Origin of the sequence: Polyangium sp. 15x6 (genome assembly GCF_029960785.1) — a bacterium.
Classification (GTDB): Bacteria; Myxococcota_A; Polyangia; order Polyangiales; family Polyangiaceae; genus Polyangium.
In genome coordinates this window covers 12,841-24,789 of the sequence record NZ_JASBQE010000029.1, presented here as the reverse complement: position 1 = coordinate 24,789, position 11,949 = coordinate 12,841, and the positions used below count along the sequence as shown (strand labels likewise).

Here is an 11,949-nt window from a genome sequence, read left to right as displayed (position 1 = left end):
GGCCCGGAGAGACTCATGAACGTCCGACATGCACTCGTTTTCGCCCTCGCCTCCGTGACAGGCTCGGCCGTGCTCGGCTGCGGGCCGTCGGAGGAGCCGTACAAGGCCAAGCCCGCCGTCAGCGGCAAGAAGGCCTCGATGCCCGCCGTGCCGACGCTCCCGCAGAAGCAGAAGAAGACGCCGGACGGCGCGTACACGGTCTGGGGCATCACGCACGATCTCCGCAGCCGCGTGCACTTCGAGGACGTCAACGCGAAGCAGGTCTCGATCGTCGGCTACATCGTCAAGACGAACTACGCCGACGCGCCTGCGTGCTCGATCCACAAGACGGGCAAGGGCGATCCGCCGGACTGCAAGGCGCCGATCCCGACCTTCGCGATCGCGGACGAGAAGGGCGAGACGAAGGACATGATCGACGTCATGGGCTGGGCCTCGAACTTCGCCCAGGTCTTCACGCTGATCGAGGCGATCGACAAGCAGCCGAAGGGCAAGGAAGGCGAGGCGAAGCTCGCCGACGAGTTCTGGGGCGCGGACCTGCCGAACCCGATCCCCAATGTCGGGGCGAAGGTCAAGGTGACGGGCACCTACGCGGTGACGTTCACGAAGGCGAGCTCGGGCGCCGCCGCGAACCCGAAGTACGGGATCATGACGGCCGAGAAGATCGAGTTCCTCGAGCAGGCGCCGGAGAAGGCCTACCTGCCCGGCATGAAGAAGAAGCCCTGAGCTTCGTCTCCCGAGCGCTCCCCGCGCCCCAGGATCCGGCGGCGAAGGTGGGGGGGGCGAGACCCGAAATACTTGCGGACGCCGGCCGGCATCTGACACGCTCGGATTTGCGCATGGTCTACCGCACCTTCAAAGCAATCGCTCCCCTCGCACTGCTTCTCGTGGCCGCGGCCTGCGGCGGGAACACGCCCGAACCCAAGCCGCCGGAAGGCGATGGCGCCGAGAAAACCGTCGAGACGCCGCCGCCCCCGCCCAAGTGCGAGTCGCTCGACGAAAAGTGCGCCGCCAAGCAGGGCACGACGGCGACGGTCAAGAGCGCCAAGGTCGTCTTCCAACCCGCCGAGAAGTGGACGTACGCGCAAGGCGAGGCGCAGACGATCGCGCAGGCCTCGGAGGAGGGCGCGATCGTCGTGTTCGGCTCGTACACGCCGGACAAGGACGCGAAGAAGGACGCTGCGGCGCGTGAAGCGGCGCTCGCGGAGCTCATCAAGACGACCACCGTCACCCTGCCGAAGGGCTACAAGGTCAACTGGAAGAAGCCCGACAACACGCAAGAGGTCAACGGCGTCAAGCTCAACGTCTGGACCGCGGCGGGCTCGGAGCGCGCGAAGAAGAAGGGCACGCTGCTCGTGCTGCAGGCGCCGCTCAAGGACGGCGAACCCGCGCTGCTCGGCCTGGGCTTCGCGGCCGACGATGACGAGGCCGGCATGGGCGCGGTGAGCAAGGCGATCGAGTCCATCAAGGCCGAATAAGGAACGTCGTGACCGCGCCCCAGCTCTCCCCCGGCTACGTCATCGCGGGAAAATACTCGGTCCAGGCCCTCCTGGGCAACGGCGGCTCCTCGGCCACCTACCGCGTCATCGACGCGACGGGGCGCGCGATGGCGGTGCGTATCTACTCGCCGAACATCGCGCAGCGCCCCGAAGTGATGACGATGATCGAGCAGATCTACACGGCGACGAACGGGCTGCCGCCCGACGCCGTGCTGCCGGTCCTCGACGCGGGTTATGATCCGCAGACCGCCGCGCCCTTCACGGTGACGGAGCTGTCACCGACGCCGTCACTCGCGCAGCTCGTCTCGCAGCGCCCGCTCTCGCCGCAGGAGGTCGCGCAGATCGCGCAGAACATGGCGCGCACGCTGGACAACGCCCACGTGCGGCAGCTCATGCATCACGCGCTCAAGCCGACGAACGTGTTCGTCGCGCCGCAAGGCTTCGCCGTGCGCATCATGGACTTCGGCGCGGGCCTCGCGCGGAGCTACGTCCAGACGAACGAGGGCTACGCGATCGCCGCGCCCTGGGTCGCGCCCGAGCAAATGCAAGGCGGCGCGCCCGCGGGCCCCGCGGCCGACGTGTTCGCGATGGGCCTCGTGCTCTTCTACGCGCTCACGGGCCGGCCGTACTGGCGCTCCTGCCAGGGCGCGCAGCCCGACCTCGCCTCGTGGCAACACGAGCTCGTCGGCCCTCGCCAGCCCGCGTCGCAGCGCGCGCAGGAGCTCGGCGCGATGGTCTCGCCCGTGCTCGACGCGGTGTTCAATCGCGCGCTCGCGCTCGATCCGAACGAGCGCTTCCGCCAGGCCAGCGAGCTCGCCGTGGCCTTCTCCGCCGCGGCGAACATGCCCGAGATGGCCACGAGCGCGACCATCGCGTTCCCCGCGATCGGCGGCGCCGATCCGATGGGCCCGACGGCCGCGGTGCCGGTGTACCAGCCCGTCGGCGCGAATGATGGCTCGGGCTACCCGCCGCCGCCTCCGCCCGGAGGCGGCATGGGTGGTCCCGGCATGGGTCCGGGCGGACCGACGAACGCGGACATGGGCATGGGCATGGGCCCCGGCCCGGCGGCGCCGACGACGGCGGCGCCGCGCCTGCCGATGGATGCCGGCGGCGGCTCGAAGAAGCTGCCGATCATCATCGGCGTCGCGGCCGTGCTGCTCATCGGCGGCGCGGTGGGCGCGTTCATCATCGCGGGCGGCAAGGACAAGAAAGAGGGCGACGACCCGAACGCGCCGATCGCCATCACGCCGACGGGCGCGCCGACCACGACCGGTGACAGCACCGCGGCGCCCCCGAGCACGGGCGAGACGCCGCCGCCCACGCCGCCGCCCGCGGCCGAGGAGGTCGAGGTCGCGATCAAGTGCAACCCGGGCTGCGACACGATCAAGGTCGACGACAAGGCGATCGAGGATCCATCGAAGCTCAAGCTCGCGCCGGGCGCGCACAAGGTCGAGCTCTCGAAGGCCGGGTACGTCACGCAGAGCGAAGACATCACGATCGAGGCCGGCAAGAAGTTCGAGAAGGAATTCAAGCTCGCCGAGGCCCCGAAAGAGACGGCGCAGGCCGCGAACACCGCGAAGTCGAGCGGCAGCGGCGGCGGTAGCACGACGAAGACGAACCCCACGCCGACGACGAAGCCGACGAGCACGGCGAAGACCGGCACGAAATGCACGGGGGTCGGTCTCTTCAAGAAGTGCAAGTAATCTCTCGGCTCTGCGTTTCCCCCGAGGCGGCCCGCTACGTTTTCCCTTCGTAGCGGGCTGTTTCCATTTCGGAGCGCCGTCCGTCCGTCCCCACCTGGTCAAAGCACGGCTCGGGCCCCACGCTCGCCCTGGTTGCACGTGGCGGCTCGTCCGCCATGGGAAATAACGCGCGGAGAGCCATCTCCGCGCCGTGAAGGGGGGACATCATGGCAATGACGAAACGTCTCCGGAGCGGCTCGCGGCGGCTCGCGGGCATGGCGCTCGGAGTCCTGTCGTTCGTTTTCCCGGCCGCTTTCTCGCAGGCCAAGGCCGAGGTGAAGAGCAGCGGCGCCGGGGCGCAGGTCGGCGAGAAGGCGCAGTCGAACATCGTCCTGCAAGAGCAGCTCACGGAGTTCATCACGACGAGCGGCCAGGGCGAGATCGTGGCGAAGCCGGACGCGATGCGCGCCGAGCTCGGCGTCGAGGTCCAGGCGAAGACGCTGGATCAGGCGCAGAGCGAGCTCGCGCGCAAGATGGCGCTCGTGACGAGCGCGATCGAGAAGCTCGGCCTCGAGGGCCTCACGTTGCAGACGACGACGCTGCAGATCTACCCGGTCCATGACAAGCCCGAGGCCAACCGCGCGCCGAGGATCGTCGGCTATCGCGCGCAGAACACGCTGTCGATCACGCTGCGGCTCGCGGACGCGCAGGCGCTCGGAGGGCAGGCGGCGAAGGTCATCGACGCGGCCGTCGGCGCGGGCGCAAACGTGGTGCAGGGGATCTCGTTCTTCCTCGCGCGCCCGGAGGAGGCGCAGGCCAAGGCGCTGCACCTCGCGGCTGTGGACGCGGAGCGGAACGCGAAGATCCTCGCGGCTTCGTCGGGCGTCCGGCTGCTCGGGCTGCACAGCCTGGATGGCTCGCAGGGCCGCCTGTCGCCGATCTGGCTCGACGCGGGCATCGCGAAGGCGTCGCTCGAGCTGAAGACGACGGTCGAGCCCGGTGAGCTCACGATCACGGCGACCGTGACGGCGCGCTACCACTTCTCGAACCCGTGACGGATCGCGGGGCCGCGCGAGGCGCCGTGCAGGCTTCGGCCGGCCGGCCCTCGCGCGGCACAACTTTGCGGGCGTTCGCCTTGCCAAGCGCGGCGCGGGTCACGAGAATGCGCCGCCCGTGGCCGTCTCGATCCATCCGCTCGCGCACGTCGATCCCGGGGCGAAGCTCGGCGCGGACGTCGTCGTCGGCCCGTTCGCCGTCCTCGAGGGCGACGCGGAGATCGGCGACGGCTGCCGCATCGACGCGCACGCGGTGATCGCGGCGGGCAGCAGGCTCGGACGCCGCAACGTGGTCCATTCGTTCGCGGTGATCGGCGGCGCGCCGCAGGATCGAAGGTACGCGGGCGAGCCGACCACGCTCGTCGTGGGCGACGACAACGTATTTCGCGAGCACGTGACAGCACACCGCGGCACCGGGCATGGCGGCGGCGTGACGCGCATCGGGAGCGCGGGGCTCTTCATGGTGGGCGTGCACGTCGCGCACGACGCGATCGTGGGGGATCGCGTGACGCTCGCGAACGGGACGCTGCTCGCGGGGCACGTCGTGCTCGAGGATTATGTGGTGACCGGCGGTCACGTCGCTGTCGCGCCGTTCGTCCGCGTGGGCGCGCGCTCGTTCCTCGCGGGCGGATCGATGGTCGAGCGCGACGTGCCGCCGTTCGTGATCGCCGAGGGAAACCGGGCGCGCGTGCGAGCTCTGAACCGCGTCGGGCTCGAACGAACGGGCGTGCCGCTCGAATCACGTGTCGCGCTGAAGCGGGCGTTTCGTGCGCTCTTCGTGAGGGATCTTCCGCGCGCCGAGGCCCTCGCGCGGATCGAATCCGAGCCGGACCCGTTCGTCCGCGAGCTCGTCGCGTTCCTTCGCGCGCCGCCCCGTCGTTAGGGTGAACGGCGGTTTGTCGAAACGAGCGCGCAGTCGGTTGCACGCGCGAAAGACCGCCGGCACCGCGATGATCCGCCGCTCGATCGCGCGTTTGCCCGGAACGTCCAGGAGCACGAGCCCGATGAAAATCGTGAGCAGCCCTTGGCCTGGCACGCCGGGCAAGGAGAGCACGATCCCCAGAATGACCAGGAAAAACCCGAGCAGGTTCTTTCCGGCGATCCCGAGGGCGCGCTGCCAGGCCGGGCGATCCGCGAGGAACCGACCCGGGCCTCGTGTCTCCTCGAAATGATCCGGATCGAGCCGGACGATCACGAGCGCCACCACGGCCAGGCTGAGCGCGAGGCTCACTCCGAAGACACCCACGCCCACGAAGATCTGCGATGCGTGGATTTCCAACGTATGGAGCAAATTCATCCGGCCGCGCACCCCGCCCCGACCAACAACCACGCCTCGCCCAGATTCCCTGTCATGTAGCGCACGCCGTCACACGGGCAAGGCGCGGGGGGCTCGTCAATCCGGGCGTTTTGGACGAAGCTCCGCGCATGATCGAGGCGGCGAAAGCGCACCTCCGCGTGCGGGAAGAAGCGGCGCTCGTGCTGCTCGAAGCGCTCGTCGGGGTGAATTCGTTCACGGACAACGTGCCGGGCGGGACACGCGTGGGCGAGATGCTCGCGGCAGAGCTGCGCGGGATCGAAGGCGTGAGCTCGGTGCGGTCCCACGCGAGCGCAAGGTACGCTCCGCACTGGGTCGCGAGGACGGAGGCAGCGGAAGCGTCGGCCGCGGGGTGCGTGGCGATCGTGGGGCACCTCGATACGGTGTTTCCGCCCGGGACCTTCGAGGGGTTCCGGCGCGAGGGGCCGATCGCGCGGGGCCCCGGGGTCCTCGACATGAAGGGCGGGCTCGTCGTGGTGCTCGAAGCGCTGCGCGCGCTCGCGCACGTGGGGCTGCTCGCGCGCGTGCCGATCCGCGTGGTGATCGTGTCGGACGAAGAGGTCGGTTCGCCCGAGGGGCAACGTGTGATCGCCGAGGAGGTCGCGGGCGCGCGCGCGGCGCTCGTGTTCGAAGCCGGGCGCGCGAAGGATCTCGTGATCACGTCGCGCAAGGGCACGGGCAGCGCGCATATCGTCGCGACGGGCAAAGCGGCGCACGCGGGCAACGCGCATGCAGACGGCGCGAACGCGATCTGGGCGCTCGCGCGGTTCATCGATCACGCGCAAAAGCTCACGGACTACACGCGCGGCGTGACCGTGAACGTGGGGACGATCCGCGGCGGACACTCGAAGAACACGGTGCCCGCTCGGGCCGAGGCCGAGCTCGATTTCCGCTACGAGCGGCGCGCCGACGGAGACGCGCTCCTCGTGGCGCTCGCCGAGGCCGCGAAAGAAGCGGCCGTGTCGGGGACGACGGTCACGGTGACGGGCGGCATCGCGCGATCATCGCTCGAGCGCACCGCGGCGTCCGCGGCGCTCTACGAGACGTACGCCGCGTGCGCGCGGGCCGCGGGGCTCGGAGACGGCGAGGCGCCGCTCGTGGGTGGAGGCTCGGATGCGGCGACGACGGCGGCGCTCGGCATCCCCTCGATTGACGGACTCGGGCCGCGCGGATCGGGCTTTCACACGCACGACGAGCAGATCGAGGTGGCCACGCTCGTGCCGAAGGCGGAGGCGATCGTGCGGTTTTTGCTGAGCTGCATGCAGAAGTTCGACAGGGACGGCTCGTTGCGATCTTCTTGAGGCGCGGCCGTCCTTCTGCGATCCTGACGGACGAAAACCGTGCAGGGTCCGGCGAGGTACGAGCTGCGAGACCGGGCGAGGTGCTCGGGCGGCCTCGTTTTGTGCGCGTGCGGGGGTTTGAGGGGGGACGCATGAGCTCGCTCGGGGACGTGGGGGCGGGACACACGCTGGGGCGGTACGAATTGCTCGTACCGATCGCGCAGGGCGGCATGGCCGTCGTGTGGGCCGCGCGCATGAAGGGCACGCGCGGCTTTCAGAAAATCGTCGCGGTCAAGACGATGTTGCCCGAGCTGTCGCAGGATCCGCAGTTCGAGGAGATGTTCCTCGCGGAGGCGGGCCTCGCCTCGCGCATCCGGCATCCGCACGTCTGCGAGATCCTCGATCTCGGCGAGCAGGACGGGCTGATCTACATCGTGATGGAGTGGATCGACGGCGAGCCGCTCAGTCAGCTCGCGCGCGCGTCGCGGCAGAAGGGCGGCGTGCCGATGCTCATCGCGCTCCGCATCTGCCTCAACGCGGCGCTCGGGCTCCACGCCGCGCACGAGCTGCAGGATGAGCTCGGCACGCTCGTCGGGCTCGTGCATCGCGACGTCTCGCCGCAGAACATCCTCGTCACGTACGACGGCGTCGTGAAGATCGTGGACTTCGGCGTCGCCAAGGCCACGGCCGTCTCGGACACGGGCGCGACGAAGGACGGGCAGCTCAAGGGCAAGGTGCCGTTCATGTCGCCCGAGCAGGCGCTCGGCAAGGCCGTGGATCGCCGCACGGACATCTTCGCGCTCGGCATCGTGCTCTACCAGCTCCTCGCCTCGAAGCACCCGTTCCGCGGGGACAACGACATGATCACGCTGCGCCGGATCTGCGACAAAGAGCCGGCGCCCTCGCTGATCTCGGAGATGCCGAACTGTCCGCAGCTCCTGAACGACATCGTCATGAAGGCGCTCGAGAAGGACGCCGACAAGCGTTACCCGACGATGGCGGAGTTCGCGCGCGCGATCGATCGCGGGATCACGGAGCTCAAGCTCGCGGGGCAGCCCGACGAGGACGTGGTCGCGTTCGTGAAGGGCATGCTCGGCGAGCGCGCCGAGAAGCGCCGCACGGCGATCCGCGAGGGCCTCAAGGTCGCCGACGAGCGCGCCGAGCAACGCGAGCAGCTCAAGGCGCAGCGCGCCGCGCTCCTCGCGCAGGCGCGGGCGAACGGCGGGACGATCCCGCCGGGCCTGCTCGGCAATCGCATGCCCACGATCCCGCCGGGGCTGCAGTCGATCCCGCCGCCCGGAACGATGACCGACATCGCCACGATCGCGCACGGCCGCGCGAGCCTGATGCCGGGCGCGCTCACCGCGACGCAAGGCGCGCCCTCGTCGCCGACGACCGCCGCGATCGTCGCCGACGTCGACGCCGCGGCCTTCACGGGAGGCGGAAAGAAGAAGCTCGCCGTGGTGTTCGGCGCGATCGGCGCGCTCGCGATCGGCGGCGCGGTCATCGCGTTCTCGCAAAACTCGACGCTGCCGGAGGCCGCGACGCAGCCCGCCGCCACGCAGGCGCCCGCGGCGCCCACGCCCGCGCCCACGCCGACCACCCTCCCCCCGCCCGTCGCGAGCGCCGCGCCCGCGACGAGCGCCGCGACGCAGCCCGGGGCGCCTAACCACGGCGCGGGGACGAAGGCCACGACGACGCCCACCACCACGAAGGCGCCGAGCACGAAGAGCACCGGCACGACGAAATCGGGCAGCCCGGACAACCTGCCCAAGGTGCGTGATCCCGGCTTCTGATCGGCGCGCCTGATCGTTGGACGTCCAACGGGTTCGCCTCGACGAACCGTCAGGCGAGGACCGCGAACTTCAGGTACCGGCCCTCGAACCACGCGGGCAGCGTGGGATGATCGGGCGGCTGGCCGTGCATGGCCACGAGCGAGAGGTCGTCCCGCCCGAGCGCGGCGTCGTCGAGTGTCCCGAGGAACTCCTCGGCCGAGACGTGGCTCGAACAAGACGCCGCGCAGAGCAGCCCGCCCGGCGCCAAGACCTTGGCGAGCGCGCCGTGGAGCTTGCGGTACGCGGCGAGCGCGCGCGGCTTCGTTCGCTCGTTCGGCGCGAAGCTCGGTGGATCCGAGACGATGAGGTCGAACTTCTCACCACGACGCGCCGCGGCTTCGAGGAAGGCGAAGGCGTCGGCCGTGACGAACGCGTGCTTCGCCGGGTCGAGCCCGTTCGCGCGGAACGAGCGTTGCGCGGTCGCGTGCGCGGCGGCCGCCACGTCGACCGAGGTCACGTGCGCGGCGCCGCCGAGCGCGGCCGCGACCGAGAAGCCGCCTGCGTAGCTGTAGAGGTTCAGCGCGCGGGCGCGGCGGGCGCCGAACGCGCGGACGCGGGCGCGGTTGTCGCGCTGATCGAGGAACGCGCCCGTCTTCTGCCCGTGCGCGAGGTCGACCTCCATCGCCATGCCGTTCTCGCGGACGATCACGCGGTCCTCGGGCTCGTCGCCGGCGAGCGGGCGGATACGACGATCGCCGGCCTCGTCGCGGGCGCGGCGGAGCGCGACGCTGCGGACGCCGCGTGCGGCGAGCGAGCGCGCGAGCTTCGGCGCGAGTTTGTCGATCCACGGATCGAGGTGATCGCCGTCGAGGCGGACGATCGCGACGTGCGCGTACCTGTCGATCACGAGGCCGGGCACGTGGTCGCCCTCGCCGTTGCAGAGTCGGTAGGCGTCGGTGTCGGGCCCGACGAACGCCTCGCGACGGGCGAACGCGCGCTCGATCCGCTCGACGAGCGCGCGCTCGTCGAGGCGCCCGCTCTGGCCGAAGACGCGCACTGCGATGGGGGATTCCGCGTCCCAGAGGCCCACGCCGAGCGGCTGGCCCTCCTCGCTCGCGAGGGCGACGGGCGTGCCCGAGTCGAGCTTGGGCGGCCGTGCGAGGCCTTCGCGGTACACCCAGGGATGACCTCGGCGAACGGAGGCGGCGGCGGAGCGGGTGAGGCGGAGCGTCTTCGAATCGCGTGCGGTCACGGGGCTTTGGGAAGCCTACTTCCGGGCCTCTCGTGATAGAAGGGCGCATGCGTTTTTCCTGGCCTCGCCTCGCGTTTCCGTTGGTCCTCGCGCTCACTGCCTCGTGCGGCGGCGCGCCGCCGGCCGTCTCGCCGGACGGGGTCTGGCAGGCCACGTTCGATGCGGTACCTCGCGCGGACTTCAATCGCGCCGCGGTCGCCCTCGATCTGCCGCTCTTCTGGACCGCGGACGCGGATCAGGACAAGACCCTCGATCCGAACGAGCTCGCGGTGCTCTGGGGCCCGACGCAGACGGAGGAGACCCACTGGGTCTCGGCCGGCGGCTTCAACCCGACGTTCGGCCAGGCGTACGCCTCGATCGTGTCCTTCGTGAAGAACGGCCCGAGCTTCCAGGGCCTCGCGCCCGGCGAGGTCGAGCGCCGCAAGGCCGTCCTGCGCGAGCTCGACGCGGGCCGGCCGACGCTCGTGGCCTCGGACTTTCACGCGGGCGCCGCGACCGAGGAGGATCGGGCGATCGTGCATCACGTGCTCGCGGCGGCGCGGCTCGTCGAGAAGATCTACCAGAAGCAGACCGGCACGCTCTCGCTCGCCTCGAGGGTCCCCGCGGACGATCCGGCGAGCCGGCGGCTCTTCTATCGGAACCAGGGCCCGCAATGCGAGGCGCCGCCGACGAAGGGCGACGTCAATTGCTACGCGATCCCGCGGCCGCCGGGCGAGCAGAAGCGCGTCCCGTCGGGGCTCTATCCCGCGGAGCTGCAATCGAATCCCGATTTCTGCAAGGTGCTCGCGGCGCGCCCGGACGCCCGCGCGCTCATGGATCCGTTCGTCGTGGTGACGGGCGAGGGTGACGCGCTCAAGGCCGTGCCGTACCACCGCGCCTACGAGAACGACATGCAGGCCGTGGCGCGCGAGCTCGACGCGGCGGCCGAGGCGATCACGAATCCGGACGAGGCCTCGTTCCAGACGTATTTGCGTGCCGCCGCGAAGGCGTTCCGCGACGGGAGCTGGTTCGAGGCGGACGAGGCGTGGGCGCGGATGAGCACGTTCAACTCGAAATGGTATCTACGCATCGGCCCGGACGAGACGTATTTCGAGCCGTGCAGCGAGAAGGCGGGCTTTCACGTGAGCTTCGCGCGGATCGACCAGGGCTCGATCGAATGGAAGGAGAAGCTCGATCCGCTGAAGCAGGACATGGAGCAGGCGCTCGCGGCGCTCGCCGGGCCGCCGTATGCAGCGCAGAAGGTCTCCTTCAAGCTGCCCGATTTCATCACGGTCATCTTGAACGCGGGCGACTCGCGGGATGCGTTTGGCGCGACGATCGGCCAGAGCCTGCCGAACTTCGGCCCCGTGGGCAACCAGGGGCGCGGCCGCACGGTCGCGATGACGAACTTTTATACCGACCCGGACAGCATCGCCTCGCAGCACGGGCTCGCCGCGTCCTTGTTCTGCGCGCAGACCATGACGTCGTACACGGACGATCCGGGGCCGCAGCTCATGAGCACGGTCCTGCACGAAGCGGCGCACAACCTCGGGCCTTCGCATCAGTACGCGGTGAATGGCAAGATCGACAGCGAGATCTTCGGCGGGCCGCTCGCGAGCACGCTGGAGGAGCTCAAGGCCCAGTCGGCTGCGCTCTATTTCACGGATTGGCTCGTCGAGCGGGGCACGATCGACAAGACCAAGGCGAACTTCGCGCACGTGCGAGACATCGCCTGGGGCTTCGGCCACATCTCGCGCGGGATGTACGACGAAGCCAAGCACCCGCTCAACTACAGCCAGCTCGCGGCGATCCAGGTGGGCTTTCTGCTCGACGAGGGCGTGCTCGTCTGGAACGCGAACGAAAAAGCGCAGAATGGTACGGATGCGGGCTGCTTCTCGGTGAAGCTCGATGCGTTCCCCGCGGCGAGCAAGAAGCTCATGGGGATCGTGGCGAAGATCAAGGGCAGCGGCGACAAACCCGGGGCCGAGGCGCTCGTCGCGAAATACGTGGACGCGCCCGGCGCGTACGCGGATCTGAAGAAGACGATCACCGATCGATGGCTCCGGCAGCCCAAGGCGAGCTTCCTCTACTCGATCCGACGCTGAATCCCCCGGC

General features: G+C 70.0%; 9 protein-coding genes. 8 read left to right on the top strand and 1 reads right to left on the bottom strand.

The features are described 5' to 3' along the window. The first annotated feature begins 15 nt into the window (after positions 1 to 15). The 7 genes from QHF83_RS22130 to QHF83_RS22100 all read left to right on the top strand — a co-directional run bounded on the left by QHF83_RS22130 (position 16) and on the right by QHF83_RS22100 (position 8,624). Entirely contained in the window at positions 16 to 723 is a 708-nt protein-coding gene (locus tag QHF83_RS22130) for a hypothetical protein (RefSeq protein ID WP_282419884.1), read from the top strand. 113 nt (positions 724 to 836) lie between these two features. Further along, positions 837 to 1,475, top strand: a complete 639-nt coding sequence (locus QHF83_RS22125; RefSeq protein WP_282419883.1) for a hypothetical protein — start codon at positions 837 to 839, stop codon at positions 1,473 to 1,475. Between the two features lie 8 nt (positions 1,476 to 1,483). Then, positions 1,484 to 3,199 (top strand): protein kinase, encoded by a 1,716-nt coding sequence (locus tag QHF83_RS22120; protein ID WP_282419882.1) that lies wholly within the window; start codon positions 1,484 to 1,486, stop codon positions 3,197 to 3,199. A 206-nt stretch (positions 3,200 to 3,405) separates the two neighbouring features. Next, positions 3,406 to 4,233: an SIMPL domain-containing protein gene (locus QHF83_RS22115; protein ID WP_282419881.1), complete on the top strand. Its 828-nt coding sequence runs from the start codon at positions 3,406 to 3,408 to the stop codon at positions 4,231 to 4,233. Between the two features lie 118 nt (positions 4,234 to 4,351). Further along, positions 4,352 to 5,116: an acyl-ACP--UDP-N-acetylglucosamine O-acyltransferase gene (gene lpxA / locus QHF83_RS22110; RefSeq protein ID WP_282419880.1), complete on the top strand. Its 765-nt coding sequence runs from the start codon at positions 4,352 to 4,354 to the stop codon at positions 5,114 to 5,116. 542 nt (positions 5,117 to 5,658) lie between these two features. Beyond that, a complete protein-coding gene (locus QHF83_RS22105; protein ID WP_282419879.1) occupies positions 5,659 to 6,849 on the top strand; it encodes a M20 family metallopeptidase in 1,191 nt (396 codons plus the stop codon). 131 nt (positions 6,850 to 6,980) lie between these two features. Then, the gene (locus QHF83_RS22100; RefSeq protein WP_282419878.1) at positions 6,981 to 8,624 is read left to right on the top strand and encodes a serine/threonine-protein kinase; all 1,644 of its coding nucleotides are present in this window, start codon (positions 6,981 to 6,983) and stop codon (positions 8,622 to 8,624) included. A 49-nt stretch (positions 8,625 to 8,673) separates the two neighbouring features. Here the strand turns inward: QHF83_RS22100 and QHF83_RS22095 are convergent, their stop codons facing one another. Continuing rightward, the gene (locus QHF83_RS22095; protein WP_282419877.1) at positions 8,674 to 9,855 is read right to left on the bottom strand and encodes a class I SAM-dependent rRNA methyltransferase; all 1,182 of its coding nucleotides are present in this window, start codon (positions 9,853 to 9,855) and stop codon (positions 8,674 to 8,676) included. Positions 9,856 to 9,902: 47 nt separating this feature from the next. On the opposite strand from QHF83_RS22095, the gene QHF83_RS22090 reads away from it, so the two are divergent. Beyond that, positions 9,903 to 11,939: a hypothetical protein gene (locus tag QHF83_RS22090; RefSeq protein ID WP_282419876.1), complete on the top strand. Its 2,037-nt coding sequence runs from the start codon at positions 9,903 to 9,905 to the stop codon at positions 11,937 to 11,939. Positions 11,940 to 11,949: the final 10 nt, after the last annotated feature.

Excerpts from the sequence above, each read along its gene's own strand:
- QHF83_RS22130 (WP_282419884.1), top strand. The coding sequence starts at position 16 with ATGAACGTCCGACATGCACTCGTTTTCGCCCTCGCCTCCGTGACAGGC.
- QHF83_RS22125 (WP_282419883.1), top strand. The coding sequence starts at position 837 with ATGGTCTACCGCACCTTCAAAGCAATCGCTCCCCTCGCACTGCTTCTC.
- QHF83_RS22115 (WP_282419881.1), top strand. The coding sequence starts at position 3,406 with ATGGCAATGACGAAACGTCTCCGGAGCGGCTCGCGGCGGCTCGCGGGC.
- QHF83_RS22105 (WP_282419879.1), top strand. The coding sequence starts at position 5,659 with ATGATCGAGGCGGCGAAAGCGCACCTCCGCGTGCGGGAAGAAGCGGCG.
- QHF83_RS22100 (WP_282419878.1), top strand. The coding sequence starts at position 6,981 with ATGAGCTCGCTCGGGGACGTGGGGGCGGGACACACGCTGGGGCGGTAC.
- QHF83_RS22090 (WP_282419876.1), top strand. The coding sequence starts at position 9,903 with ATGCGTTTTTCCTGGCCTCGCCTCGCGTTTCCGTTGGTCCTCGCGCTC.